Source organism: Bacillus sp. AG4(2022) (assembly GCF_031844465.1).
In the GTDB taxonomy this organism is placed as follows: domain Bacteria; phylum Bacillota; class Bacilli; order Bacillales; family Cytobacillaceae; genus Bacillus_AB; species Bacillus_AB infantis.
In genome coordinates this window covers 373,139-398,835 of the sequence record NZ_JAUZVH010000005.1, presented here as the reverse complement: position 1 = coordinate 398,835, position 25,697 = coordinate 373,139, and the positions used below count along the sequence as shown (strand labels likewise).

Below are 25,697 nucleotides of genomic sequence, written 5' to 3'. Positions count from 1 at the left end.
TTAATCCTCCCATTGAATCTTGCCTTTTTTTCTGAACCAATTTAGAATCCGCCTTTCGACTTTGCGGTTAAATCTTGTTACAAATCCGTCCGTCTGGGCAACCGGGACGACAAGGATCGTATGGAACCCGCTCCTGTTGCCGCCTAGAACATCAGTCAGCAGCTGGTCACCTATGACAACAGTTTCTTCTTTTTTCAGGCCCATTTCACCCAAGGCCCTGTTAAATGCCCTTGTCATCGGCTTGCGCGCCTGGAAGATGAACGGAATGCCCAGGGGCTCAGAAAAGGCCTTTACACGGTTTTCTTTATTATTCGAAACAATTGTCACCTTAATATTCTGATGCTTCATTTCCTCAAACCATTTGATAAGCTTCGGGGTAGCAAGAGGCCTGTCCCACTCAACAAGCGTATTGTCCAGGTCAGTGATGATCCCCTTTACTCCCTTTGCCTTAAGGCTTTCGGGTGTTATTTCAAATATATTCTTAACATGCTGATCAGGCAAAAAATGCTTTAACATTGAAAACACCTCATTATTTTCATCCATTTTTGCAATGTATCCATCATACCCAATTTTAACCGCCAGTTCAAAATAAATCTTGCAAAGAGTGATCCATTTCTAAAAAGATGCCTAACAGGCTGCAAATAGATGCTCGTCTTTATTCCAAAGGTTATCTTAAACATTGTTGTTGATTTTGGGCTCATTTGAGCCGGATATTCAGCTGTGCTGAAATTCGTGTGAAACAGAGTTTCACAGGAATGAGGCCAAAATCAGCATGAAGCAATGACAAGGCCATTCCAAAAAACAACTAAATATTTTTCGACAAAATTCAAAGCGCTTCCAGCATGTGGATAACTTTATTCACAAAACCCACTATGTTTTATATAATATTTTCCCCTTTATAAACAAAATAATCACAGGTTATCCACCGGTCTATGTGGATAATCAGAACGGTTGTTCCTGCCGTTTATTTCTGATAGAGTAAGGGTACAACAAAACATCTTACATTATATGTATATAAATATGCTTTTTAGAACCGTTATTTTACCGGACAGGAGGTACGGATTTAAATGCGCAAGCTGTCGGACGAACTGCTGATTGAATCTTATTTTAAAGCCAGGGAGCTGAACCTCAGCCCGGACTTCATCCGCCTGATTGAAACAGAAATCCACAGGCGTTCATTGACACATAAGATAAGGGTTTCCTCTTAAACAACAATGATACATACACATTCCAGACAGCATGAAAGAACAGAGGGTGAGCCCAGGGCTCACCCTTTTGCTTTGCTCTATATATCAGGAATCACTGCTGCACAAATTCCCCTATTGCTTCCCCGACCTTGATATGCGCTGGAAGCTGAAGATTGTCCGCAGGCTTGAAGGTGCCTGCTTCAAATAGAAGGACCACGGTCGACCCAAAGGAGAAATAAGCCATTTCTTTTCCTTTTTCAAGCTGTTCTCCTCTATGTGTCGCTTCAATAGTATTGACAAACATCGCGCCAACCTTAACAATGGCCAGATGGCCAAAAGCGTGTGCTACCTCGGTAACAGTACGATAATTTTTGGATAGGGGAGCTTTACCATATTTCAGTCCATGCTTATTGACTGGATAGGATTTGCCGCCCAGGGTCCATTGCCCTTCTACAGTCCCTGTCACCGGGCTGTGAATGCGGTGATAATGGCTCGGGCTTAAGTAAAAAATCATATAATGACCATTCCTGTATTTCCCCAGGGCATCCTGATTGCCAAGCATTTCTTCAATGGAATAGACCTTTCCTTTTACGGTGATCATGTGGTCATCCTGAATGATCCCAATATCTTCGATCACTGCATCAACCGGGCTGCTTGCAGCAGCCGGACTTGCGTCCGCCGGGCGCAGCCCTCCCTTCAGCTGCCGGATGAAGAAGTCGTGAAGTGTAGGATATTCGTCGATGGACTTGTCCATTTCTTCCATATTAATATTATAGGCATTTGAAAATGGCCGAATCATGATGCGGCTCTTTTTCGAGCGTGCAAACCTGCGCAGAAGTGCAGAGGTTCCTTTGCCGTTAGTAAGTTCAATGAACATTCGATATATTGGACGAATCAAGGTTTCAGCCTCCAGTGTTTGAGAATGCTCTTTACGTACATGCATAAAAGACTTAAAATAAAATATTATTATATAACAAATCGAAAATAAGTTGTATCCTTTCCGGCTTATAAGGAGTGAAGAGATTGTTCTTATTGGAGGTTTTTGACAGCACGGTCAAAAAATTAAAGACCCAGACAGCGAATGCTTTAACACTTCTCAATCTTTCGCTCGGCGGGTTTGCCATCATTTACAGCCTTAAGGGCAGCCTGAATCTCAGCCTTTTGCTCATTTTTATCGCTGCGCTTGCCGACCGCTTTGACGGCATGGTGGCCAGAAAGCTGAATATTGAATCAGAGCTTGGCAAACAGCTGGATTCCATGAGTGATATTATATCATTTGGCGTGGCACCGGCGTTACTCATTTATCAATCTGTTCTGTTTGATTTCGGGGCTCCCGGCTCCTTTTTCACCGTCTTTTATATAGCATGCGGTGCTTTCAGGCTGGCCCGCTTCAATATTTCAGAGAATACCGGCTATTTTACCGGGCTGCCAATTACCGCGGCAGGCTGCCTGGCCACACTCAGTTTTCTTGCTGTCCCATACTTTCCGCAGCATTTTTATTTATACCTCATGATGCTCCTTTCCCTTCTGATGATCAGCCCATTCAGGCTGAGGAAAATGTAAAAGCTAAATTGTATTTAAAAAACCGCACAGAATATGTGCGGTTTTCTTTGTTATCACTTTTCAGTCAGATTCAGGAATTCTTCTACATCGTCCATACACAGCTTTACAGCTTTTTCCCAGAAATCAGGCTTAGTCAAATCTGCATTCAAATGCTTCATCGCCAGATCCTCGACTGTCATGGAAGCTGTATCTTTAAGCAGGCTGATATATTTTTCTTCATACCCTTTGCCTTCTTCCAGTGCATTAGCATAAATGCCAAGGGAGAAAAGATATCCGAATGTATAAGGGAAATTATAAAACGGAACCCCGGTAATATAGAAGTGAAGCTTAGATGACCAGAATGACGGATGATACTCATCCAGAGCATTGGCGTAGGCTTCTTTTTGGGCATTGAGCATCAGTTCATTAAGGCGCCTGCCGCTTACCATGCCATTTTTGCGCTCATTGTAAAAGCTTGTTTCGAAAAGGAAACGGGCATGGATATTCATCAGGAGTGCCACAGAACGCTGAATTTTGTCCTCCAGCAGGGCCAGCTTTTCCTCTTCTGTTGCCGCATTTTTAACCGCTGCGTCAGCCACGATCATTTCAGCAAAGGTAGAAGCCGTCTCCGCGACATTCATGCTGTAATTCCTGTTAAGCGGATGCAGATCTTTCATGGCATAAGTATGGAAGCCGTGGCCCAGTTCATGCGCAAGCGTGGACACGTTTGAAGGAGTCCCGGAATAGGTCATGAAAATTCTGGACTGGCTGCTTTCAGGGAAGAAAGTATGGAAACCTCCTGGACGCTTGCCGGGACGGTCCTCAGCCTCGATCCACTTATTTTCGAATGCCATTTTTGAGAATGAGGTCATTTCCCCGCCAAATTTAGAGAAATGATCCAGAATGAATTCCGCTCCCTCCTGATAAGGCACCTTAGTCTCTGTAGAACCAAGCGGAGCATCAAGATCATACCAGCTGAGTTTTTCAAGCCCAAGCAGGCTTGCCTTGCGGTTCAGGAATTTTACCAGCGGCTGTTTGTTTTTGGAGATAACTCCCCACATTGCATCCAGTGTTTCTTTTTTCATCCTGTTGATTTCAAGCGGCTCTTTCAGAACATCGTCCCAGCCGCGCATTTTGTAAACATTCAGCCTGAAGCCGGCAAGATGATTTAGTGTCTTTGCCAGATAATCCTGTTCTTTGTCCCAGGCATTTTCCCATTCTTTAAATACATTCTTCCGGACACTTCTTTCCGGGCTTGAAAATTTATTGGCTGCCTGGCCGACAGACAAAAGCTGTTCCTGCCCTTTATCACTGAAAGGAATCCTGATTTTTCCGACGATTACATCATACATCTGCCCCCAGCTGTGATACCCGTCGATACCGAGTGCATTGATGAGGGATTCCTCCTGCTTGGACAGCTTTTCGGCTGCCCTTTCCCGGCGCTCTGTCAGGACGAACTCGAGCTCTGACAATCCATCCGCCTGCAGGAGCTGCTTCCAGTCCTCGTCAGAAAAACCGGCCAGCTTCTCGTCAAAATCAGTCAGCGCATTTTGAAATCCTGCACTTAGTACTGTGACTGCAGCACGGAGCTCATTGGCTTTGCTGTCAGCCATATTCTGTGCTTCAAGGCAGCTTACAAAGGCTCCTGCCTGGCGCAGTTTCTTGGTGGTGCCTTCAAATTTCCCGATCAGATTCAGCAGCGTCTGCTGATCCTGCTCTGCCGATGATGGCTGCCAGCCTTCTGTCAATGCGATAAATTCATCGATCAGCTGTTTTGTCTGATCTATATGTACGGCAAAATCCCCGGAGGAGCTTCCCCCTTCGAAAAAAACATCCAAATCCCAAACTTCTGAATATAAAGCTGTTGCCATTGCAAGTCCCCCCTTATGTATTCTAGTCTATTATAGGTTTATTTTTCCGAAATTTCTATCAATATGCATGATTATAAGGGAAGGCCGGTCCACCTTCCCCATCGCTGCTAGCAGTTGCCATAATAGGTCCATCCCCCGAACACGATCAGCAGGATCAGGAGTACGACAATCAGCGCATACCATGCGCCACCTGCCCTGTAATAAGGCACTGGCGGAGGCGGCGGATAGTACGGATATGGATAATACACTGCTCCCTTACCTCCCTTCAGACTAAGCTTCCAGATGAAAATATTCAGACTTTCTGATGTATTTTATGCTGTACAAATGCCCCTGTTTGGGCAAACATGCCGGTTTCCGCTAAAAAGAGCACAAATTTGTAGCAATTCATGGCCGGGTGAATACCCTGCATTATAGCTCACTGGAACGGGGGGTATTCCATGAAGATCATTTCCATCTGCCGGAGATGCAAAGGAACAGGCCGGTCTTCAGCTTGCAGGCTGTTCAAGAAAACCTGCTCTCTTTGCGGAGGATGCGGAAAAATAAAAATCACCATCTCAGATCGGCAAAAAAGCACTGGGCACTCATAAAGTTTTTCCTTCCTATAGAAGTACAGATTTTCAAATGGACAAGCATATGGCATCTTTAGGCTCTTTTATGTCTTTTCTGATATAATATTGTCAGCGCACAGGCTTATTGGGAAGCCTGTGCGCTGACTATACATAGCTGGAGTGGATACAATGAAGCTGAGAATAGCATTAATTCTCCTGTTTTCCTTCACCATTCTCATCATGCTGACTGGATGCACCCCTGAAAAAGAGGAGCAAAACAGCAGCCAGGAGAAGGAGCAGGAAGTGACAGAGGAAGCTTATGACATTAAAAAGGCAGAAAAACAGCAAATCAGCAATATTTATGGCCTTGGCTATCCTGGTAATGATGACGCGCTTTATACAGCAGAAGAAGATGGCCTGAAGTTCTATAAAGACGGACAATGGTTTGAGCAAAATAAAAACAAGCATATGTATACGGGCTTCCAGGCAGTCGATAACGGATTTATCTCAAGCGGAAAGCCTGCAGAAGGAGCTGGACTAAGAAGCCCGCTCGGCATTATCAAGAGCGATGATAAAGGAGCTACCCTGTCACAAATCAAGTTTTACGGCAAAGACCAGTTTTACTTCGTGGCCGCAGGCTTCAGCGGAGAGACCCTGTATATCATAAGCCAGGAGCCTGAATCAGAGCTTGGTGCCGGTGTTTTCCGTTCCACTGATAAAGGAGAGAACTGGGAGCCGGTGGAATTGGAAGGAATGGAGTCTGATACTCTAGGAATGATAGCTGTCCACCCTTCAAAGGAAGGCATGATGGCCATGTCTACCCGCTCAGGGATCTTCCTGTCCAATGATTTCGGAAAGACGGTCCAAAGAGTCTCAGATCCTGTCATGACAACTGCACTGGCATTTACGGAGGACCGTCTGATCTATTCTTCAGTAGAAAATGAAAAAATCCTTTTAAAAAGCCTTGACCTTGCCAGTTTGGAAACTGAGGGGCTTGATATCCCTTTTCTGAGTTATGACAACCCGATTACTTATATTGCTGCCAATTATAAGAAAGCCGGCACCATCTCGTTTTCCACCTATTTATATGATATATACGAATCTGCTGATTCCGGAGAACATTGGAACCAGCTGCTGAAGAACGGAAGAATTAAATAAAGAAGAGCACTATCTCCAGTGCCCTTCCTGTTAAGCAGGGATTATTTATCCCCGCTTTTTCTTTTCTCTTTTTCTGCCCGGTAAAATTCGTGGAACATTTTCATGAGCGCCCGCTTCTCAATCCTGGATACATAGCTCCTCGATATCCCGAGCTCCTTGGCAATTTCCCTCTGGGTCTTTTCTTTCTTTAAATCAAGCCCGAATCTGCCGATGATGACTTCTTTCTCCCGGTCATCCAGCACATCAATATACTCCTTAACCTTCTCCAGTTCCATATTCAGCTGAATCGTGTTAATAACATCCTCGGACTCAGACTTCAGCACATCAATCAGGGAGATTTCATTTCCTTCTTTATCCTGGCCGATCGGATCATGGAGAGAAACATCCTTCTTAGTTTTCTTAAGGGCCCTGAGATGCATGAGGATTTCATTTTCGATACAGCGTGCGGCATAGGTTGCAAGCTTTGTGCCTTTCCCTTCCGAATAGCTTTCGATCGCCTTGATCAGACCGATGGTGCCTATAGAAATGAGATCTTCTGAATCCTCTCCCGTGTTTTCAAATTTTTTCACAATATGCGCCACAAGCCGCAGATTATGTTCAATCAGCATATTGCGTGCATGGGCATCGCCTTCCGCCATGAGCCGCAGATACTTCCTCTCGTCGGCAGCTGAGAGCGGCTGAGGAAAAGCATTGTTTTTTACATAAGAGACAAGGAAAACAATCTCCTTTACCAAATAGCCAAGTGCTGTTGCAATTCCTGACATAAATGCACCCCCGCTTTCTAGGACTATTGCCTATAACTAATTCCTATGAAAGCGTAAGCCATGTTTTGTCTGTCCCACATATATTTTTCCAAACAATCTTGCCGGGCAGTGCTGCCCGGCCAGCTGTACAGCATTAGACAAAACAGCTTATTCTCTATAAAATATAAAGACATGATATGAAAGAGGTTAAGTTATGTCACCGCAAAAATTAATCATTTTATTGGTTCTTATTATAGTCTTATTATCAACCGCAGCGGAGTTTATCTTTGAAGGGATTTCGGCAAGGGGGCTCTTCCTGCTGGCAGCGACTGCCGGCTTGACGTTTTATCTGTGGAAGCGTCCGGAGAGAGAGAAATAAGCTTAAGCGGGGATTTTTCCCGGATGAAGCAGAATAGTGGTCCTACCTCACTCCGCTGGAACCGCTATTTCCGGAATAAAGCAAAATTGTGATCCCGGCTCACAATTCCCAATTCGCTGCTCAAAAAAAAGCACAAGCAGGTCCCTGGGTTATCCCCCCAGTCCCGCTTGTGCTTCTTTTCTGTCACTCCGCCCCTACCTCGGCTGATATGATCAGGCCGGCTGCACAGCAGACTACCAATCCCATTACAATCATGAACATGGTCAGCACTCCCTTGGTTTGTTATTTCCTGACTTGAATTTACCATATGGAAGCATCATGACAGCGCCCTTGTTGTGAAAGTTTTGTTAACCTTGTTTTTTAGCGGCCTTTTTCCGAAAATGCAATGTCAGCAGCAATACGTTCAATAGCATCATTCATTCCTCCCAACCGAACAGTTAGGTGGAGTCCTTCTCCACCCAAAAGATTGCTTGACGGCCCTGCATTAAATAAATCATCTAAAATTCCACCTTTCGCGAAGTATTTTTTCATTAAAGATTAAAATGGACGGTACATTGAATATTGGCGGTCTTTGTTTTGGTCATGGATCTTTTTCGCTTGCTCCTGCATCATAATTTCTTCTGCAGTCATCGTTCGCTTTCTGATCGTAATGGATAAAAATAGAATATTAAGTGTCATAATGTCTCACCTCCCTTGTCATATCCTGCGGGCACGCAAAAAGGCCGCAGAGGATTATCCCCTGCGGCCTTCAAATAGACATAAAAAGCCGCAGGGCACGATTCACCCTGCGGCACGGATATGCTAATTTATGCTATGCATTGAAATTAAGCGTTCCATTCCTTTAAGGCTGAATACGTGTTAAATTTAGTTGTTTTTGACTTCATCACCATTACATTGATCATTTCGTTCAGCCTCCTTATCTAGAAATATTCGCTTACATTGGTAAGTATATCCACTTTTAATCCTTTTGTAAACCTAAAATCTGCCTTTTTTTTAATTTTTATTTTTTTCTTATCAGGCAGCTGTAAAAAAGCAAGGAGAATAGCATTGGGAAGTATCAGGATAAGCTTTATAAAAAGTAAAAGGGCTCGGAGTATATCACCCCGAACCCTGCTATCTATAAATCTTTATTTTTTCATCAGAAATTCTTCGCCTTCATCCATCTCGCTGAGCTTGCTCCGCAGCTTTCTGGAAACTGAGAAGAAATATATAGAACCAAGCAGAAACACCATTGAAGCAGCAGCCATGATATTAAGGCTGGAAGCTTCCTTCGCTTCCTGCGGAATGATCACACCCAAATAGAAAAACGCGCCGACTGCCAGTAAAGCAATTGCAAACCTCTTATAATCTACCATTTTCTGATAAAGCTGTTTTGCATGTGTCTTCAATGCGTTCACCTACTTTTCTAAGCTATGCATCTACCATAACATAATTATGGCAGCTATTCGATGTAAATATCTGTTAAATTACTTTCTGATAAAAAAGGAGAGCCCTATTCAGGCTCTCCGCTGTTTTACTTTTCCAGTGCGTTTTTCAAGTCTTCAATCAGGTCTTCACTATCTTCAAGTCCGACAGAAATACGTACAAGCCCGTCTGTTATGCCGAGTTCAGCACGGCGCTCCGCTGGGATGGATGCATGCGTCATCCTGGCCGGCACTGAGATCAGGCTTTCAACTGCTCCAAGGCTCTCTGCCAGGGTGAAGTACTTTACCTTGCTGAGGAGCCTGTCGGCATTCTCCTCGCTGCCGACATCAAATGAGACCATTCCGCCAAAGCCCTGTGCCTGTTTTTTGGCCACTTCATGGTTTGGATGCGATTCAATGCCAGGATAGTAAACCTTGCTTACAGCAGGGTGGTTCTGCAGGAATTCAACAATTGCTTTTGTGTTTTCTTCTGTTTCTTCCATGCGCACCCCAAGTGTCTTGATTCCGCGCATCAGCAGCCAGCTGTCCTGCGGGCCAAGCACCCCTCCTGTGGAGTTCTGGACAAAATGAAGATCCTCTGCCAGCTTGCTGCTGTTCACGACTACGAGGCCGGCTACTACGTCACTGTGGCCTCCGATATATTTGGTGGCGCTGTGAAGGACAATATCCGCCCCAAGACTGATCGGTGTCTGCCAGTATGGAGTTGAGAATGTATTATCGACGATAGTCAGCAGGCCATGCTTCTTTGCAGCTGCTGCAGCCCCTTCAATGTCTGTGATTTTAAGAAGAGGGTTTGTCGGCGTCTCAAGATACACAGCCTTTGTATTGGGCTTAATTTCAGCTTCAATGTTGTCAAGATTGCTTGTATCTACAAATGATGACTCTATCCCAAAACGGTTAAGTACTTTGGACATAACGCGGTAGGTGCCTCCGTATACGTCATCTGTCATGATGACATGGTCACCGCTGTCGAACAGCATCATAACGGCTGTAATGGCTGCCATGCCGGAACCGAAGGCAAATCCTGCCTCGCCTCCTTCAAGGTCCTTGATCAGCTCTTCAAGCGCATGCCTTGTCGGGTTTCCTGTCCTGGAATATTCAAAGCCCTTATGTCCCCCGACACCTTCCTGCTTATATGTGCTGACCTGATATATTGGAATATTGACGGCCCCAGTATGCGGGTCTCCTGCAATCCCGCCGTGTATGAGTTTTGTTTTTCTTTTCATATTAAATGCCTCCTTCGTAAATCTTCTTGCTCAAATAGCGTTCACTGCTGTCAGGGAATATCATGATGATATTCGTCCCCGGTGCTGCTTCCTTCGCTTCAGCCAGCGCTGCATGGAGGGCGGCGCCTGAAGAGCTCCCGACCAGGAGACCTTCTTTTTCTGCAGCCTCCTTCACAAGCCTGAACGCATCTGCATCAAGGACAGTATGGATGCTGCTGAAATAGGCTTCATCCATATAATCCGGCAAAAATTCCATGCCGATGCCCTCCGTTTTATGCGGCCCTGATTCTCCGCCATTCAAAATAGATCCCTCGGGCTCCACAATGACGGTTTTGATATCAGGATTTTGTTCCCTTAAGTATCTTGCCGTTCCCATGAAAGTTCCGCCAGTGCCTGCTCCTGCCACAAACACATCAACGTTTCCGGCCATCTGCTCCCAAATTTCGGGGCCAAGCGTCTTATAGTAGGTTTCAGGGTTGGCCGGATTGCCGAACTGCCTTGGACAGTAGGAGCCCGGAATTTCCTTCAATAGTTCATCAGCCTTTGCGATTGCGCCTTTCATTCCAAGCTCAGTCGGAGTATTGATAACCTCCGCTCCCAAAGCCCGCATCAAGTCCTGCTTTTCCAGGCTGAATTTCTCAGGTACGATTACTTTCACGCTAATGCCTTTATTCAGGGCTGCCAGAGCAAGGCCAATCCCGGTATTTCCTGCTGTAGGCTCAACTACCGTACCGCCTTTTTTCAGCTTGCCGCTTTCAAACGCTTCATTCAGAAGCTCCATCCCGAGACGGTCCTTCACACTGCCTCCGGGATTCATGAACTCCAGCTTGGCAAACAGCCTGACTCCTTCAGGCACTTCGAAATGCTGAAGCTCTATGATCGGTGTATTTCCAATAAGCTCATGGACACTTTTAAAAACTTTCAAAGAGGCTCTCTCCCTTTTTTCGCCTTCCTTATGCTTTCTCTTTAAGCGAAGAAACGATTTTCATAACGAGATTTGCTGAATGCAGGGCCGCTTTCTCCAGGAACTGGTCGAATGAAACATCAGATTCTTTCCCCGCTATATCTGATAAAGACCGGATGACCACAAATGGAGTTCCAAATTGGTATGAGACCTGTGCGATTGCTGCGGCCTCCATTTCTACAGCCTGCAGATCCGTAAATTTTGTCCTTATTGCCTCGACACGCTCATGATCACTCATGAAGGAATCGCCAGTTGCAATCAGGCCCCTTACAGTTTGTATATCGCTGATTTCCCTGGCACAGTCCTCGGCAATCCTGATAAGATCCTGATCTGCCTCGAATGCTGCAGGCAGCTGGGGCACCTGTCCGTATTCGTAGCCGAACGCCGTAACATCGACATCATGGTGGCGGACTTCCGTGGAAATGACCACATCTCCGACATTAAGATCAGGATTGAAGCCGCCGGCTGATCCTGTATTGATAATATAGTCGGGCTTGAAGCGTTCGAGAAGAATGGCACTGGACATTGCCGCATTTACTTTGCCGATCCCGGAGCGAAGGAGGATAACCTCGGCTCCATCCATTTTTCCTGAAGTGAATTCACAGCCGGCAATCGTTTCTGCTGCTGCCTCTGAAATATTTTCCCTTAATAGAGTCACTTCTTCTTCCATTGCTCCAATGATTGCTATTTTCATGATAGAACCTCTTTCTTAAATTTTTTCACCTTCCATCAGCCAGACAAAGTCATTGCAGCGGGCAAAACTTGCCTTAAAACCATTCTGTTCCAATATCCCTCTAAGGACCGGGATGGTTGTGTAATATTCACGCTGCAGATCCTCTGCAAGATTGTGGAAGCCTTGTTCTTCTGCATCTGATATCGCTTTCTTATAGGCTTCTTCAGACTCATACATTGTATCCGCAAAAACTATTTTACCACCTATCGCAAGCAGGTGGCTATATGATGCAACCGCTTCGTTCTTTTCTGCATCGGTCAAATGGTGGAAAGCATAAGTAGACACAATCGTATTGACCGGATCCTGATCAGGATAGGATAGAAAATCTCCCTCTAAGATAGACGCCTGCTCCCCAAGCTTTTCCCTCGCAATCTTCCTCATGGCAGGAGAAGGCTCAGCACCAGTTACCCGGAGCCCTTTTTCCAGGAGCTTTGCCGTCAGGTTGCCAGTCCCCGGGCCGAACTCCAGTACATGACCCGATGCGCGGCCGGCTACTGCATCCAGGATCCCTTCATAATTTCTGAAAACCTCTTTATATTCAAGATCATGTCCGGTCACACTGTCATCGTATGAATCCGCCCATTGCTCAAACAGCTCAATAAATTCTTTCCCCATTTTTTTCACTCCTGTTTTTGTATACTCATAAATCCTATAAGTATACTATGAATTAAAAAGTGACTTGTTCTCAATTTATCACAGACTATTTTTTTATTCAACAGAAATCATCCAGGAACTTTCTGCACAATCCTGTCCCAAATCTGGGCCGGCCTGTACAAAATCTGCGGAACTTCCTGTAAAATAAGGGTGACAAAGCAAGAAGGGAAGATTCTCATGAACTTTCAATTTGATATGATTGAAGATAAGGTTGAATTTTTTGAGGCGGAGAAATTAAAGGACCTGGAGAAGAAAATAAACGATCAGATTGAAGTAAACAAAGCGATCCTGCTGACTGTCCACCATGTCTCCCATCAAATGCATGTGGATGAGAACGGAAGGACTTACTTTTCTGCCGTCGTTCTCTTTAAATCTAAACATAAATAAAAACCGGCCCCCCGGCAATCTGTTTATACAGATCACCCGGCGGGCCGGTTTTTCCTTTAGGCTTTTTTCGTTAGATTGCTGCTTTCGGAAAAAGACTTTCTCTTTGTAAAGAGAGCAGCTCTTTTCTTATCATGATATTTCATGGTAAGCATTAATGGAAAACAACAAAGTTTAAGAAAAGAGCCTTACTTTATTGGATGCTGTTCAGCTCTTCCATTTTAACAGGCTTCCATCCTTGTCCGTCCACCCATTCAATATAGACACGGTATTTTTCCTGCTGGTCTTTGGTGGAGACGGTACCGACCGATTGATTGGGGCCGTTATTTCCTAAGAACCAGATGGTCATATTGCTCTCAGGTATTCCAGTGGCATAGGTGATGGCCTGGACCATCTCATTCCAGTCCACGCCTTCATAGACTGCTGTGTGCTCGCCTGTCTGGGAAGTGCCGACCGGCTGCCATGAAGGATTAACAATGGTCTTTTCGACATCAGGAGCACTGCCGCCGTCGGTGACCTCTGCATCTTCCTCAATATCCTGGTCTTCTTCCGCTTCTTCTCCATTATCCTCATCTGCATTTTCAGCATCTCCGCCATCCTGGGCGGAATCTTCAGCCTGGTCTGCTTCTTCTTCCTGGCCTGCTGTTTCATCAGATGTATTATTATCATTATTCTTATCATTATTTTCTGGATCGGCTTTTTCAGACGCCGGTGCCTGCTCGGCTGCTTCATCATCATTGCCGCCCAGGAATATCGCGGCAGATACAATAATGATCAATAAGAGCACAACCCCGATCAGCGTATTTAGAATAATATTGGTTTTTCTTCTTTTAGCCCTTTTCCCTGAGCGGGATGACCCGTTTGATTCTTCGAAATTGCCATTCACGTGTTTTTCTCCTCCCCATATATATGGTTGTCAACATTCTACCATGAGTGCCGGCAAAACATGAAGGAATTTGATGTTAGAAAAACTTGCCGGCTGCGGGCTTCTTCTATTCCATTTCTTCATCAAACCCATGGACAGCTTTAACCATATCCGCAAAAAGCGGATTGACTCCCCCTTCGTTCTCTTTGACTCCAAGATTGACTGCGACAAGGGCGTATTTGGGTTTTTCGTAAGGGAAGTATCCCGCAAACCATTTATTATGCAGCTGCTCTCCATCATCGAACTGTCCTGTCTCCGCAGTTCCTGATTTGCCGGCCACTGAATATGGAAGCTCTTTGAACCATCTTCCGGTTCCTTCTTCATTGACAACAACTTCTCTCAAAAGCTTCTGCAGTTTCATAGCCGTATAAGGGGATATTTTGCCGCCCCCTAAATCTTTGGACGGAAATTTCAGCAGCGAGGTTTCATTTTTATATTCAATTTCAGAGGCAACACGGATGCTTTCTTTTTTTCCGCCTTTGGCAATGGTGGCCATCATATTCGCCACCCCAAGCGGAGTGGCCCTCACTTCATGCTGTCCGATGCCGGTCAAGGCGACAAAATTGCTGTCCTTCTTGGCATCCTCTGAGTAAAATACCCGGCCTTCATCCTCCCGCGCGAGCTGATGGAAATCAGTGAAGTGATAGATATCCCCTTCCCAGCCTGACTTTCCTGTAAGAGACAGCTTTCCGGCATAGTCCTCCAGTATGGCAGGATCTATCTCTTTCAGTTCCTTGGCAATGGTTGCAAATGTATTATTGCAGCTCCTGGCAAAGCTGTCTGTAAAATTTAGCATTCCATGCTGGTAAATCGTGTCCGGCTGGCCATTGATTTTCCGGCTGCAGTCAAACTGCCTTTCCGGGCTGTTCAGGTTATAATCAATGGCTGCAGCTGCCACCACCGTTTTAAAAACGGATCCGATAATCTGCTGTTTGGTCATTGCATTCACCAGGCCCCCGTCTTTATAAGGGGCCGTCTTATTGATCTGCGGCCTGGACACCATGGCAAGGACTGTATTATTCTCTATATCCAACAAAACCATCCCCCCATTCCGGATTCCATGCACATCTGCCAGCCGTTCTGCTTCCTCCTGAAGGGTCGCATCCAGAGTGGTTTTGATGTTGACAGGATAAAAAGGATTTGCAGGCTCGACATATTTGACGTTTATCCCAAACAGCGGGCCTCCTGCCGCATCCACATGGTAGACAAGTTTGGATTCGCCATCGGGCATCAGAAACTCATCAAAGCTTTCTTCAAGACCGGAAACGCCGATCACGGTATCTTCAGGAAGGTTTTTGCCGGGATAGCGCTTTTGCACCGCTTCTTTATTCTGTCCGGTGATGCCGATCAGCTGTTCTGCCAGATTATTGGCTAGGCTGTATTTTTTTTCAACAGCAAATACACCAGGTATCTTAAGTGAATTGATTTGTTCAGCTTGTACATCGGTCAATTCAAGAGGCTTCGGCTTGCCATAGGCAAACGGCTCTTTTGCTCCTTTGATGCTATATAAAAGGGCAGTTTCCGATATGCCTGTGATGGAGGCTACCTTTTGCGAATCCCAATCCATATTTTTTAAAAATGGAAATAAAACCAGTACAGGTATTTCCTGATGGGTCAGGGGCTCGCCATTCCTGTCCAGGAAAGAGCCTCTCCCGCTGTCGATCACCATCTCCTGGGAACGCTGCCTGACGCTGGCATCCAGAAGATTGATATTATGAGCAGAAAAGTGTTCTGCTGAAACAAGCTGGATCTGGATGAGCCGCCCGATCAGCAGAACAATCCCCAGCATGAATATACTTATGACAATGATGGCCCTTTTTTTCCACATAAAAAACACCTCGTCAAAAGTGTTGACGAGGTGTGCCCATTTCAAACCATATTTATGAAAAAGACTGGTTCCTTATTTAATGCTTGTAATGCGGACGCTCATATCCCCGCCCGGTGTCTGAACTGTCACTTCATCCCCGACCCTTTTGCCCATCAGGCTTTTTGCGATTGGAGAATCATTGGAAATCTTTCCTTCAAACGGATCTGCCTCTGCACTTCCGACGATTGTGTAAGATTCTTCTTCTCCATCCGGAAGTTCAACAAATGTAACAGAGCGTCCTAGTGTCACTGTATCGCCGCTTGCCTCATCCTCTTCGATGATCTTTGCATTGCGGATCATATTTTCAAGGGTAGTGATGCGCCCTTCTACAAATGCCTGCTCTTCTTTCGCTGAATCATATTCAGAGTTCTCGGAAAGATCGCCGAAGCTGCGAGCGATTTTGATACGCTCTACAACATCTTTACGCTTTACTGTTTTTAAATGCTCCAGTTCCTGCTCAAGCTTTTCTTTTCCAGCCTGTGTCATTGGGAATACTTTTTCTGTAGCCAATATCCTTCACTCCTTCTAGAATCACAACCCCCATTTAGATTGTGCATTGGTAAGTATGTAAGCATCTGCTTTATTCGCAAATGCACAGGAGCGCGTCCTTTTGACAAAGGGCGCGCATGCTTTCTGTTCATTAGACTTATCTTAACATTTTTTCTATGCTATTGTTTCATAAAAATGACTTTTGTTCAAGAATTGTATGAATTTTTGTTACCATCAGGTCAATGGCCACGTGGTTATGGCCGCCCTCCGGGATGATGATATCTGCGTATCTCTTCGTCGGCTCGATGAATTGGTTGTGCATCGGGCGTACAACATTGACGTATTGCTCAATGACTGAATCCATTGATCTGCCCCGTTCCTTAATATCCCTGAAAAGGCGCCTGATGATGCGCAAATCTGCATCGGTATCCACAAAAAGCTTCATATCCATAAGGCTGCGGAGCCTTTCATCCTCCAGTACAAGTATGCCTTCTAGGATGATGACATCCTTTGGCTCCACATGGATGACGTCAGTGGACCTTGTATGCATGGCATAATCATAGACAGGCTTCTCAATGGGTTCATAGCTCTGCAGCTTTTCGATATGCTCAATCAGAAGGTCGTTATCAAATGCAAGCGGATGATCATAATTTGTTTTCAGCCTTTCTTCAAAGGGAAGATGGGTCTGATCTTTATAATAATAATCCTGCTCAAGCATTAAGATCGAATGACCCTTAAAGCTTTCATAAATCGCTTTTGTGACACTTGTCTTTCCAGAGCCGGATCCGCCGGCAACACCAATAACAACAGGTTTGCGATTCATTATGTTAAAACTCCTTCCGCATCATGTTGTTAGGGTATACCGGCTTGTCCAGTTTAAACTGGACGATTTGCAGCGGATGGCGGGCAGCGTCAAGCTCGTTGCCTTTTTCATCCCAGATTTTATCGACCACCTGTGTAAAGTTCTCGATTTCCGGGCCGAAAAATTCCACTTCCTGCCCCGGTGCAAATTTATTGCGCTGCTGAAGTGTGACGATTTGCGTTTCTTCATCATATCCAAGGACCAGGCCGGCAAAATCATTGGTCGTCTTTTTGCTATGATTTCCAAACATCTGCTCTTTATACCCTGGAACCCCTTCAAAGAAGGCAGGCGCCGTTTCCCTGTTCGCACACTTGTCCAATTCCTCCAGCCATTCCTGCCTGATCACAAAATTATCGGGATCCGCACAATAAGCATCAATGACCTTGCGATAAACACTGACAACTGTAGCCACATAATGGATCGACTTCATGCGGCCTTCAATCTTGAGGCTGTCGATGCCCAATTCAATCATGCGCGGTATCGATTCTATCAGCTTCAGATCCTTAGGGCTCATGGCAAAAGGTGCATCCTGTTCCTGGAATAACGGCACTTCCTCAGAGCCTTCCAGCTTGTATAAATCATAATCCCAGCGGCACGACTGGCAGCAGCCTCCACGGTTGGAGTCCCTTGCTGTCATGTGGTTGCTCAGCGTACAGCGGCCTGAATAGGCGATGCACATTGCGCCATGGATGAATGTTTCAATTTCAATATCCACTTTTTCCTTCATTTCACGGATTTCTTCGGCACTAGTTTCCCTTGCAAGCACAACCCGCTCAAGCCCTTCTTCCTTCCAGAACTGAACGGCCTTCCAATTTGAAAGTGACTGCTGGGTGCTCAGGTGAACCTCGATTTCAGGGGCAACCCTGCGGCAGGTTTCAATGATAAGGGGATCAGCTACGATAATTCCAGCCACTCCCGCTTCCTTGAGGCCGAGAAGATAGTCCTCAAGCCCGTCAATATTTTCGTTATGGGCAAAGATATTGGTCGTCACGTAAATTTTTGCACCATAGCTCTTTGCGAACTCTACGCCTTCCTTCATTTCCTCAAATGTAAAATTGCCGGCATTTGACCGGAGCCCATACTCCTGGCCGCCGATGAAAACGGCATCTGCGCCATAGTGGACGGCAATTTTCAGCTTTTCCAGGTTTCCGGCCGGAGCAAGAAGCTCAGGCTTTTTGACGATTACCCTTTTGCCGTCCACTATTTGCGAGATATTATCTTTAATTGCGTTCACGATAAAACCTCCTGATTATAAGTCAAAATAGGCTTAATAGTTTTGAATTAATATACGGTTTCTTTAAAGAAGAAGCCTGTATCCAGCGGCCTGCTGTCAGGCTGGATTTCTTCCGCCGCGTTCAGCAGATCATCTTTCACTTCTTCGTATTCTTCAGGACTTTCTGTGCACAAATCGATTGCTTTGCGGTAGAGCTTTGTGATTTCCAGGATATAATCTGCAGATTTTAAGATACCGTCAATCTTGAATGAATCCACACCGGCCTCGACCATTTCCTGGAGCTCATCAATAATGCAGATATCATTAGGGCTCATGATATGGGTCCCGTTTGCGTCTTCAAAAATCGGATATTTATTCTCCCGTTCTTTATCATGAAGGAACATATTCTGCTCTTTCGCCCGGTTTTCGACCTTCATCGCTTTTCCCTGGTATTCATAATAGTTCCCGAGAAGGGAGCGCTTAGATTGGAACATGGCAGTCATGCCGTGAACCTGGACCTCGATTTCAACTTCTGCGTTTTCCTTGATTTCAATAATCGAATCCATATTGATTTCACGGGCAAGCACAGAGCGCTTGGCACCTTTTCTTCCCCAGTAGTTGCATGTATACCAGTTTGTGGCTGTTGTTTCTGTATTCCAGTGCAGCTTCATGTCAGGTGCTGCCTCACGTGCTGCCATCAATACAGCCGGATCGCCGAAAATAACCGCGTCTGCCCCTGATTCCTGCACAAAACGGATATAATCGCCAAGCTCGTCCACTGTTTCATTATGGAAAATGGCGTTCATAGCCACATACACTTTTTTGCCTTTTGAATGGGCCAATGTGATTGCTTCTGCTACTTGTTCCCTGCTGAATTCGCCGGCCAGCCTCAGGCCGTATCTCTGCTCGCCAACTACAAAAGCGTCTGCCCCAGCTTCCGCAAGCGGGATGATATCTTCTGTACCTGTTGGAGTAACAAGCAATTCAGGTTTTTTCATTATGGTCACCTCTTTTTACTGATTGCAACGCCGTCGCCGACCGGAAGAATGACAGTATCATAATCCGGATGGTTCATCAGCCATGCGTTGAACTCGCTGATTTTCTTCACAAGACTGCGAATGCGCTTATTCTCGATCTCACTTTCACAGACTAGCCCTTTAAACAGGACATTGTCCGTTATGATCAAGCCGCCATCTGATAGCTGACGCGCATAGATCTCAAAGAATTTTTTATACTGGCCTTTTGCCGCATCGATGAATACCGCATCGTAAGGACCATATTTTGATGTTTCTCCCTCGAGCTCAAGGGCGTCACCCTCAAGCAGGGTGATCTGGTCTTCCCGGTCTGCAGCCCTGATATATCCGCGGGCCGATTCAATCCGCTCTTCATCCCTTTCAATTGTCACAATATGTGCATCAGGGATCGCGAACGACATCCGGAGAGCAGAGTATCCTATTGCTGCACCAACTTCAAGTATTTGCTTCGGCTTTTGAATCCTGAGCAGCTGGAGAAGCGCTTCTATCCCCGGCAGCTCCATGATGGGTACACCATTATCTTTTGCATACTCCTCCATCTCAAGGAAAAGTCCCGGCCGTTCAGGAATCAGTCCCTCTATATATCCATGTACTTTATCTGTCAGCAAGCAGTCTTCCCCTCCATCCTTTTACCGCCTGCAGCCCTCCGTTTCAGGCATGAAAAAATAGCGCACAACAGAGCGGATGTTTCGCAAAGCCTTAAGGAAGGCCGTACAGAAAAGGGCTTAAGTGAAGCCAATCCATGCTTGTCTGTGGTTCACGCTATCACACATGCGTATGAAGGATGCACAGGCTTACTGTGCAGAAAGATAATAATCGCTATATAGGCATCTGCCGGCAGTTCCGCTGCAGCGTGCCGGGCAGAAAGAATCCGCCAATTAAACAGTCTGTATAAAACACTTGAACTATTTTACCATAAACAAAAAGGGAATGCGAGTGTTTCCGCATTCCCTTTTTCTGGCCTCCCGAAACGCTTCTGAAGCAATTGCAGCACGTGCCGGGAGCCCTGAGTCATTTCTAATTATTTGTTATGTGTTCTGCTTTCTTCTCATTATGCTCATCAAGTGTGTTGGAGAATAGGACTTCTCCCTCCGGGGTGGCAAGGAAGTACAGGAAATCCGTGTCCTCCGGGTTAAGGGCCGCTTCAATTGACATGGTGCCTGCGTTGGCGATCGGACCAGGGGTCAATCCCGTGTTTTTGTACGTATTGTACGGTGAGTCCACTTCAAGGTCCTTATAAAGGACTCTCGACTTGTGTTCTCCCTTTGCATAAAGGACTGTCGGGTCAGTCTGAAGCGGCATGCCCGTTTCAATCCTGTTGTAGAATACGCTGGCAATTTTATTCCGGTCCACCTGCTGGGTAGCCTCTTCCTCGATGAGGGAAGCCATGGTCAAAAGCTGGTGCGGAGTCATATTCTGCTCTTCTGCCTGAGGGCTGTACTCTGCAAGCACCTCTCGTGTCTTATCGAGCATAACTTTCACAATCTCTTCCATAGTTGGATCTTCTTTATAAAATGGGTATGTTGCAGGGAAGAGATATCCTTCCAGCGGATATTTGATATTTTCATTCAGTATTTCTTCTGTCAGCACCTCTGGATATTGTTCCATCAATGTGCTGATGAATTCCTTATCATTAAGCTTGGCAAAAACATCCTCTTGCTTCTGCCCGGTTTTATCGGCAATAATACCGGATATCTGATCAAGCTGATTGCCTTCAGGAATAGCCAGCTTAAACACGGCTTCCTGCACGACCTTTCCAGTCTTCAAGCTTTCAATAATTTCAGGGATCGTCATTGACGGATTCAGAGGATAATCCCCTGCCATGAATCCGGATTCGTTTTTAAGCTTAACATAATACTTGAAGACGCGGGCATCCTTGATGAGCCCTTTATCCTCCAGCAGGCGTGAGATCTCGCCAACGGAAGACCCGATCGGCACTTCAACGGGAATTTTCTTCTTATTGCCCGGATCAGTTGGCTCAAGAGCCGACTTTATGTAAAAGTAGCCTCCTCCGGCAACCAGGCCGACTGTAAGCACAAGGACTGCCGCAATGATCAGCACAATCTTGCGGACTACCTTTGCCTCACTCTGACGCTCCAGCATCTTTTGCCGAATCAGGTCTTTTTTAGAATTCTTTTCTTCAGCAGACATCTAATCCCCCTCAGTGTACAGGATTCTAAGGCTGTTTGGCCTGTTCCTTTATATAATCTCGCATTATTATACTATACTTTCAAAATCAGCGTGCGAAATTTAGCGAAAAACCAAAAATTTTCCACTCTTTTCCTTGAGAAAAGCGTAAGCGCCTTGCTCACCCTTAAGGAACCCAGGCTAATAACGCCACGTCCTGTGGCAACGCCTGCATGACACCCATCCCCGGGGGCCTTAAGACCCCCCCCCGGAAAGGCGTTCTTTTTGGGAGGATTGTCTTGTGACCTCGAGGGGGCAGGCCCAGCTGCTAGACAGTGATTAAATTAGAACAGAAAAGAAAAACCGGTCCCTCTAAAGGACCGGTTCAGCTCTTATTCTTCGCCTTCTTCTTCATCAAGGAAGGTATTGAGCATTTCCTCAATCATATCCCACTCTTCATCTGTTTCAACCGGCAGCAGGTCGCCTTCTTCACTTTCCCCAGGCACATATGCAGAAGCATGGATCTCGATGTCATCCTGATCATCTTCATCTGCTCCTACAGGATAGTATAATACGTAAGACTTGCCAAATTCCTCAGAGTCGAATGTGAATAGCACCTCACATAATTGTTCGTTGCCGTCTTCATCTACGATTGTAATGTTCTTTTCTCCGTGTTCCATTATGCCACCTCATCATTTCCGGCTGTCCAGATATCCTTGAAGGATCATGCTGGCAGCCATTTTATCGATTACTTTTTTCCTTTTTTTCCTGCTTACATCAGCTTCAAGCAGAACGCGTTCTGCTGCCATTGTAGTCAGGCGTTCATCCCAAAGGACGACAGGAAGCCCGAAGAGCCTTTCTAGCTCGCCGGCAAAAAACTGGCTTGCTTCTCCCCGGGGACCAATCGTCCCGTTCATGTTCTTAGGGAGGCCTACCACAATGGTGCTGACATCGTACTCTTTAATTATTTTACCTAATTGATCAAAACCAAACTCTTTTTCTTCTTCATTAATGCGGATGGTCTCCAATCCCTGCGCAGTCCAGCCAAGCTCATCGCTCAGCGCTACGCCTACAGTCTTGGAACCCACATCCAGCCCCATGCTTCTCATAATAGTCTATCCCTCTCGCTGCTGCTTTAAATACGATTTGACCAATTCTTCAATTATCTCGTCCCGTTCAAGTTTCCGGATGATATTTCGTGCATCTTTATGGCGCGGGATGTATGCAGGATCTCCTGAAAGAAGGTACCCGACAATCTGGTTAATGGGGTTGTACCCTTTTTCTTGAAGTGCTTCATAGACTTGCAGAAGAACATCATTTACATCATGTTCAAATGGCTCCTCAGGAAAATTGAATCTCATTGTCTTATCAAATGAGCTCATCACATTACACCTCGCTTTTCTGCATTGCGGCCGGAACCGGCACAGCTCATGAAGCTTGTACCGGCTTTTCGGCCCCGCACAGCAAATGTTAATAGTTACCTACATTCTACACTACTTTCAAACGATATCAAACGGATTTTACCCATTCTTCCACAAATTGAAGCGCACTTTCCAGTTTTTCAGGATCTTTTCCGCCTGCCTGTGCCATATCCGGACGGCCGCCGCCTCCTCCGCCGCAGCGTGCTGCCACCTCTTTGATGACTTTTCCGGCATGATAGCCTTTTTCGATATAGTCCTTTGTCACAGCTGCGATGAGATTCACTTTCCCTTCATTCACACTGCCAAGCACGACAACTGCCGAACCGAGCTTCTGCTTCAGATCATCCGCCATATTGCGGAGGTTGTTCATATCTGCTGCCTGAACCTTTGCAGCCAGATAAGTGATCCCATTCTCTTCCTTGGCTTTTGAAACAAGGCTTCCAGCTTCAATATTGCCCAATTTGGCTGAAAGGGATTCATTTTCGCGCTGAAGCTGCCTCATTTCGCCGAGAAGTGCATCCACCCTGGAAGCCACATCCCGCGGGCTCGACTTCAGTGAAGCTGCGGCTTCGGTCAGGATATTGACCTGTTCCTTAAGAAGCTTGTAAGCTGCTTCGCCAGTCGCTGCTTCAATCCTTCTTGTTCCTGCGCCTATTCCGCTTTCAGAGATAATCTTGAACAAACCAATGGCCGACGTATTGCGGACATGGCAACCGCCGCAGAGCTCAAGGCTGTAATCGCCCACTTGGACCACTCTGACAACATCTCCGTATTTCTCTCCGAATAATGCCATTGCCCCCATTGCCTTCGCTTCATCGATTCCTTTGTTTTCTATGACGACATTCAGGCTGCTCCAGATCTTTTCATTGACGATTTCTTCGATTTTTTCCAGTTCATCTTCCTTCACTTGCCCGAAATGGGAGAAGTCAAAGCGAAGGCGGTCCGGACCAACAAGTGAGCCTGCCTGGTTTACATGCGTGCCAAGCACATCCTTGAGAGCCTGGTGCAATAGATGGGTAGCTGTATGGTTCTTAATCACTTTGTTCCGGGAATCCGGATCGACTTTCGCCGTGACGCCGGCTTCAGTTTCCAGAATGCCGCTTTCCACTACTGCACTATGCAGGTTCTGGCCGTTCGGCGCTTTTTGGACATCTTTAATGATGACCTTAACCCCTTCGCCCTCAAGAACGCCTTTATCGGCAATCTGCCCGCCGCTTTCTGCATAGAATGGAGTCTGGTCAAGAATCAGCTGCACTTCTTCGCCTGCCCCGGCTGCTTCGGCCACTTGCCCGTCCTTGATGATGACAGCGACGACAGATTTCGCTTCAAGTCCCTCATAGCCGACGAACCGGCTTTCAGTCTTGATGTCGCCAAGCACACCTTCCTGGACCTTCATAGAGCCGACGTCCTGGCGTGCTGTACGCGCGCGTTCACGCTGGCCTTCCATTTCAGCTTCAAAGCCGTCCTGGTCGATCTTCATGCCTTCTTCTTGGGCATATTCCTCTGTCAATTCAACAGGGAAACCGTAAGTGTCATACAGGCGGAATACGTCCGAGCCCGGAATAATATTGCTGCCCTTTTCTTTTTCCTTCTTAATGACAGATGAAAGGATGGAAAGGCCGTCATTCAAAGTCTCGTGGAAACGCTCCTCTTCATTCTTGATGACCTTTTTGATGAATTCGGCCTTTTCCGTTACCTGCGGGTAGAAATCTGCCATGATTTCCCCGACAACATCTACCAGCTCAAACATGAATGGGCGGTTAATATTGATCTGCTTTGCATAGCGGACTGCCCTGCGAAGGAGTCTGCGCAGTACATACCCTCTGCCTTCATTTGAAGGAAGGGCACCGTCCCCGATTGCGAATGCAACTGTCCTTATATGGTCAGCTATAACCTTGAACGCTGTGTCCTGTTCATTGCTTTCCCCATATTTGCTTCCTGAAATCTTCTCCACTGCATGGATGATCGGCATGAACAGGTCTGTATCAAAGTTTGTTGCCACGTTCTGGACAACAGATGCCATGCGTTCAAGACCCATGCCTGTATCAATGTTCTTCTTTGGGAGCGGTGTATAAGTGCCATCCGGGTTATGGTTGAACTCGGAGAATACCAGGTTCCAAACCTCGAGGTAACGCTCATTTTCGCCGCCTGGATAAAGCTCAGGATCATTTTGGTCATCCCCATACTCTGGTCCCCTGTCATAGAAAATCTCGGTGTTCGGTCCGCTCGGGCCTTCCCCGATATCCCAGAAGTTGCCCTCAAGGCGGATAATCCTTTCTTCAGGCACTCCGATTTTATTCGTCCAGATGCTGAAGGCTTCTTCATCTTCCGGGTGGATGGTGACTGACAGCTTTTCTTTGTCAAATCCAATCCAGCGCTCATCCGTCAGAAACTCCCATGCCCAGTCGATTGCTTCTTCCTTAAAATAGTCGCCGATCGAGAAGTTCCCCAGCATTTCAAAGAAAGTGTGGTGGCGCGCCGTTTTGCCGACATTCTCGATATCATTTGTGCGGATTGATTTTTGGGCGTTGGTAATCCTTGGGTTTTCCGGTATCACCCTGCCATCAAAATACTTCTTCAATGTTGCCACACCGCTGTTGATCCATAGCAATGAAGGATCATCGTTGGGCACAAGTGGCGCACTCGGTTCTACAGAATGGCCTTTTTCCTTGAAAAATTCTAAAAACAGCCGGCGTATTTCTGAACCTGTAAGATTTCTCATTAGAATTTCCTCCTGATCTTATTTTGCCGCCATTGCTTCAAGTGCAGGGCAGCGAAGAATTCTTTAAAAACAACACAAAAAGCCCTCATCCCTGGACAGGGACGAGAGCTTGCTCGCGGTACCACCCTGATTACGAAAGTAAACTTTCGTCTCTCAAGCTCCTTAACGCGGAGAACGGCAGGGATTAGCTGCACTCAGGATTAGCGTTCTGTTATTCTTCATCC

At 46.1% G+C, this 25,697-nt stretch carries 28 protein-coding genes; 5 read left to right on the top strand and 23 right to left on the bottom strand.

The annotated features are described in order from the left end of the window. Positions 1–516, bottom strand: coding sequence for a YqeG family HAD IIIA-type phosphatase (locus Q9R36_RS16105; protein WP_101550594.1), 516 nt, complete (start codon positions 514–516; stop codon positions 1–3). Positions 517–1,067: 551 nt separating this feature from the next. On the opposite strand from Q9R36_RS16105, the gene Q9R36_RS16100 reads away from it, so the two are divergent. After that, complete coding sequence (locus Q9R36_RS16100; RefSeq protein ID WP_009796240.1) at positions 1,068–1,208, top strand: sporulation histidine kinase inhibitor Sda; 141 nt, start codon at positions 1,068–1,070, stop codon at positions 1,206–1,208. 91 nt (positions 1,209–1,299) lie between these two features. Here the strand turns inward: Q9R36_RS16100 and Q9R36_RS16095 are convergent, their stop codons facing one another. Then, positions 1,300–2,085 carry a phosphatidylserine decarboxylase gene (locus tag Q9R36_RS16095; protein ID WP_311225518.1) on the bottom strand — a complete coding sequence of 262 codons (786 nt, stop codon included), beginning with the start codon at positions 2,083–2,085 and terminating at the stop codon, positions 1,300–1,302. A gap of 125 nt (positions 2,086–2,210) precedes the next feature. Between Q9R36_RS16095 and pssA the strand changes: the two genes are divergently transcribed. Then, complete coding sequence (gene pssA, locus Q9R36_RS16090; RefSeq protein ID WP_148949007.1) at positions 2,211–2,750, top strand: CDP-diacylglycerol--serine O-phosphatidyltransferase; 540 nt, start codon at positions 2,211–2,213, stop codon at positions 2,748–2,750. A 53-nt stretch (positions 2,751–2,803) separates the two neighbouring features. Here pssA and Q9R36_RS16085 read toward each other — a convergent pair whose 3' ends face one another. Together Q9R36_RS16085 and Q9R36_RS16080 are read right to left on the bottom strand one after the other, a co-directional pair. After that, a complete protein-coding gene (locus tag Q9R36_RS16085; protein WP_311225517.1) occupies positions 2,804–4,600 on the bottom strand; it encodes a M3 family oligoendopeptidase in 1,797 nt (598 codons plus the stop codon). Positions 4,601–4,707: 107 nt separating this feature from the next. After that, the gene (locus Q9R36_RS16080) at positions 4,708–4,848 is read right to left on the bottom strand and encodes a hypothetical protein (protein ID WP_009796244.1); all 141 of its coding nucleotides are present in this window, start codon (positions 4,846–4,848) and stop codon (positions 4,708–4,710) included. 489 nt (positions 4,849–5,337) lie between these two features. Between Q9R36_RS16080 and Q9R36_RS16075 the strand changes: the two genes are divergently transcribed. After that, positions 5,338–6,306: a F510_1955 family glycosylhydrolase gene (locus tag Q9R36_RS16075; RefSeq protein ID WP_311225516.1), complete on the top strand. Its 969-nt coding sequence runs from the start codon at positions 5,338–5,340 to the stop codon at positions 6,304–6,306. A 41-nt stretch (positions 6,307–6,347) separates the two neighbouring features. On the opposite strand, the gene sigK is transcribed toward Q9R36_RS16075, so the two are convergent. Next, positions 6,348–7,070 carry an RNA polymerase sporulation sigma factor SigK gene (gene sigK / locus Q9R36_RS16070; protein WP_009796248.1) on the bottom strand — a complete coding sequence of 241 codons (723 nt, stop codon included), beginning with the start codon at positions 7,068–7,070 and terminating at the stop codon, positions 6,348–6,350. 193 nt (positions 7,071–7,263) lie between these two features. Here sigK and Q9R36_RS16065 point away from each other — a divergent pair, with 193 nt between their 5' ends. Next, complete coding sequence (locus Q9R36_RS16065) at positions 7,264–7,428, top strand: hypothetical protein (protein ID WP_009796249.1); 165 nt, start codon at positions 7,264–7,266, stop codon at positions 7,426–7,428. 537 nt (positions 7,429–7,965) lie between these two features. Here Q9R36_RS16065 and Q9R36_RS16060 read toward each other — a convergent pair. The 6 genes from Q9R36_RS16060 to Q9R36_RS16035 form a co-directional block, all read right to left on the bottom strand. Continuing rightward, positions 7,966–8,106, bottom strand: coding sequence for a YrzI family small protein (locus Q9R36_RS16060; protein ID WP_009796252.1), 141 nt, complete (start codon positions 8,104–8,106; stop codon positions 7,966–7,968). 449 nt (positions 8,107–8,555) lie between these two features. After that, complete coding sequence (locus tag Q9R36_RS16055; RefSeq protein WP_262382929.1) at positions 8,556–8,825, bottom strand: YrhC family protein; 270 nt, start codon at positions 8,823–8,825, stop codon at positions 8,556–8,558. Positions 8,826–8,941: 116 nt separating this feature from the next. Then, on the bottom strand, positions 8,942–10,078 hold the full coding sequence (locus tag Q9R36_RS16050) for a bifunctional cystathionine gamma-lyase/homocysteine desulfhydrase (RefSeq protein WP_009796254.1): 1,137 nt from the start codon (positions 10,076–10,078) through the stop codon (positions 8,942–8,944). Position 10,079: 1 nt separating this feature from the next. After that, positions 10,080–11,003: a PLP-dependent cysteine synthase family protein gene (locus Q9R36_RS16045; protein ID WP_101550375.1), complete on the bottom strand. Its 924-nt coding sequence runs from the start codon at positions 11,001–11,003 to the stop codon at positions 10,080–10,082. Positions 11,004–11,031: 28 nt separating this feature from the next. After that, positions 11,032–11,736, bottom strand: a complete 705-nt coding sequence (mtnN, locus tag Q9R36_RS16040) for a 5'-methylthioadenosine/S-adenosylhomocysteine nucleosidase (RefSeq protein ID WP_311225515.1) — start codon at positions 11,734–11,736, stop codon at positions 11,032–11,034. 15 nt (positions 11,737–11,751) lie between these two features. Beyond that, positions 11,752–12,390 (bottom strand): class I SAM-dependent methyltransferase, encoded by a 639-nt coding sequence (locus tag Q9R36_RS16035; protein WP_311225514.1) that lies wholly within the window; start codon positions 12,388–12,390, stop codon positions 11,752–11,754. A gap of 216 nt (positions 12,391–12,606) precedes the next feature. On the opposite strand from Q9R36_RS16035, the gene Q9R36_RS16030 reads away from it, so the two are divergent. Continuing rightward, entirely contained in the window at positions 12,607–12,816 is a 210-nt protein-coding gene (locus Q9R36_RS16030; protein WP_009796258.1) for a YrzA family protein, read from the top strand. Positions 12,817–13,006: 190 nt separating this feature from the next. Here Q9R36_RS16030 and Q9R36_RS16025 read toward each other — a convergent pair whose 3' ends face one another. The 12 genes from Q9R36_RS16025 to alaS all read right to left on the bottom strand — a co-directional run bounded on the left by Q9R36_RS16025 (position 13,007) and on the right by alaS (position 25,473). Next, entirely contained in the window at positions 13,007–13,699 is a 693-nt protein-coding gene (locus Q9R36_RS16025) for a DUF1510 family protein (RefSeq protein WP_311225513.1), read from the bottom strand. A 106-nt stretch (positions 13,700–13,805) separates the two neighbouring features. Continuing rightward, positions 13,806–15,566 carry a peptidoglycan D,D-transpeptidase FtsI family protein gene (locus Q9R36_RS16020; RefSeq protein WP_311225512.1) on the bottom strand — a complete coding sequence of 587 codons (1,761 nt, stop codon included), beginning with the start codon at positions 15,564–15,566 and terminating at the stop codon, positions 13,806–13,808. A gap of 72 nt (positions 15,567–15,638) precedes the next feature. Further along, positions 15,639–16,115 (bottom strand): transcription elongation factor GreA, encoded by a 477-nt coding sequence (gene greA / locus Q9R36_RS16015; RefSeq protein ID WP_009791707.1) that lies wholly within the window; start codon positions 16,113–16,115, stop codon positions 15,639–15,641. Between the two features lie 166 nt (positions 16,116–16,281). Next, the gene (udk, locus tag Q9R36_RS16010) at positions 16,282–16,917 is read right to left on the bottom strand and encodes a uridine kinase (RefSeq protein WP_009791706.1); all 636 of its coding nucleotides are present in this window, start codon (positions 16,915–16,917) and stop codon (positions 16,282–16,284) included. Positions 16,918–16,921: 4 nt separating this feature from the next. After that, positions 16,922–18,190 carry a peptidase U32 family protein gene (locus Q9R36_RS16005; RefSeq protein ID WP_101550382.1) on the bottom strand — a complete coding sequence of 423 codons (1,269 nt, stop codon included), beginning with the start codon at positions 18,188–18,190 and terminating at the stop codon, positions 16,922–16,924. A gap of 47 nt (positions 18,191–18,237) precedes the next feature. Then, the gene (locus tag Q9R36_RS16000; protein ID WP_148949000.1) at positions 18,238–19,167 is read right to left on the bottom strand and encodes a peptidase U32 family protein; all 930 of its coding nucleotides are present in this window, start codon (positions 19,165–19,167) and stop codon (positions 18,238–18,240) included. A gap of 5 nt (positions 19,168–19,172) precedes the next feature. After that, positions 19,173–19,811 (bottom strand): O-methyltransferase, encoded by a 639-nt coding sequence (locus Q9R36_RS15995; protein WP_311225511.1) that lies wholly within the window; start codon positions 19,809–19,811, stop codon positions 19,173–19,175. Positions 19,812–20,220: 409 nt separating this feature from the next. After that, entirely contained in the window at positions 20,221–21,354 is a 1,134-nt protein-coding gene (mltG, locus tag Q9R36_RS15990; protein WP_101550386.1) for an endolytic transglycosylase MltG, read from the bottom strand. A 368-nt stretch (positions 21,355–21,722) separates the two neighbouring features. Further along, positions 21,723–22,010: a DUF1292 domain-containing protein gene (locus Q9R36_RS15985; protein WP_009791701.1), complete on the bottom strand. Its 288-nt coding sequence runs from the start codon at positions 22,008–22,010 to the stop codon at positions 21,723–21,725. Between the two features lie 12 nt (positions 22,011–22,022). After that, entirely contained in the window at positions 22,023–22,439 is a 417-nt protein-coding gene (gene ruvX / locus Q9R36_RS15980) for a Holliday junction resolvase RuvX (RefSeq protein WP_094766997.1), read from the bottom strand. A gap of 6 nt (positions 22,440–22,445) precedes the next feature. Beyond that, positions 22,446–22,712: an IreB family regulatory phosphoprotein gene (locus Q9R36_RS15975; protein ID WP_009796225.1), complete on the bottom strand. Its 267-nt coding sequence runs from the start codon at positions 22,710–22,712 to the stop codon at positions 22,446–22,448. Between the two features lie 127 nt (positions 22,713–22,839). Further along, entirely contained in the window at positions 22,840–25,473 is a 2,634-nt protein-coding gene (gene alaS, locus Q9R36_RS15970; protein ID WP_311225510.1) for an alanine--tRNA ligase, read from the bottom strand. Between the last annotated feature and the right edge of the window lie 224 nt (positions 25,474–25,697).

Coding starts and splice junctions, on each gene's coding strand:
- Q9R36_RS16100 (WP_009796240.1), top strand. CDS start 1,068: ATGCGCAAGCTGTCGGACGAACTGCTGATTGAATCTTATTTTAAAGCC.
- Q9R36_RS16000 (WP_148949000.1), bottom strand. CDS start 19,167: ATGAAAAAACCTGAATTGCTTGTTACTCCAACAGGTACAGAAGATATC.
- udk (WP_009791706.1), bottom strand. CDS start 16,917: ATGAATCGCAAACCTGTTGTTATTGGTGTTGCCGGCGGATCCGGCTCT.
- mltG (WP_101550386.1), bottom strand. CDS start 21,354: ATGTCTGCTGAAGAAAAGAATTCTAAAAAAGACCTGATTCGGCAAAAG.
- Q9R36_RS16085 (WP_311225517.1), bottom strand. CDS start 4,600: ATGGCAACAGCTTTATATTCAGAAGTTTGGGATTTGGATGTTTTTTTC.
- Q9R36_RS16065 (WP_009796249.1), top strand. CDS start 7,264: ATGTCACCGCAAAAATTAATCATTTTATTGGTTCTTATTATAGTCTTA.
- sigK (WP_009796248.1), bottom strand. CDS start 7,070: ATGTCAGGAATTGCAACAGCACTTGGCTATTTGGTAAAGGAGATTGTT.
- mtnN (WP_311225515.1), bottom strand. CDS start 11,736: ATGAAAATAGCAATCATTGGAGCAATGGAAGAAGAAGTGACTCTATTA.
- Q9R36_RS16020 (WP_311225512.1), bottom strand. CDS start 15,566: ATGTGGAAAAAAAGGGCCATCATTGTCATAAGTATATTCATGCTGGGG.
- ruvX (WP_094766997.1), bottom strand. CDS start 22,439: ATGAGAAGCATGGGGCTGGATGTGGGTTCCAAGACTGTAGGCGTAGCG.
- Q9R36_RS16105 (WP_101550594.1), bottom strand. CDS start 516: ATGTTAAAGCATTTTTTGCCTGATCAGCATGTTAAGAATATATTTGAA.
- Q9R36_RS15985 (WP_009791701.1), bottom strand. CDS start 22,010: ATGGAACACGGAGAAAAGAACATTACAATCGTAGATGAAGACGGCAAC.
- Q9R36_RS16035 (WP_311225514.1), bottom strand. CDS start 12,390: ATGGGGAAAGAATTTATTGAGCTGTTTGAGCAATGGGCGGATTCATAC.
- Q9R36_RS15975 (WP_009796225.1), bottom strand. CDS start 22,712: ATGAGCTCATTTGATAAGACAATGAGATTCAATTTTCCTGAGGAGCCA.
- Q9R36_RS16075 (WP_311225516.1), top strand. CDS start 5,338: ATGAAGCTGAGAATAGCATTAATTCTCCTGTTTTCCTTCACCATTCTC.
- Q9R36_RS16050 (WP_009796254.1), bottom strand. CDS start 10,078: ATGAAAAGAAAAACAAAACTCATACACGGCGGGATTGCAGGAGACCCG.
- Q9R36_RS16060 (WP_009796252.1), bottom strand. CDS start 8,106: ATGACACTTAATATTCTATTTTTATCCATTACGATCAGAAAGCGAACG.
- Q9R36_RS16030 (WP_009796258.1), top strand. CDS start 12,607: ATGAACTTTCAATTTGATATGATTGAAGATAAGGTTGAATTTTTTGAG.
- alaS (WP_311225510.1), bottom strand. CDS start 25,473: ATGAGAAATCTTACAGGTTCAGAAATACGCCGGCTGTTTTTAGAATTT.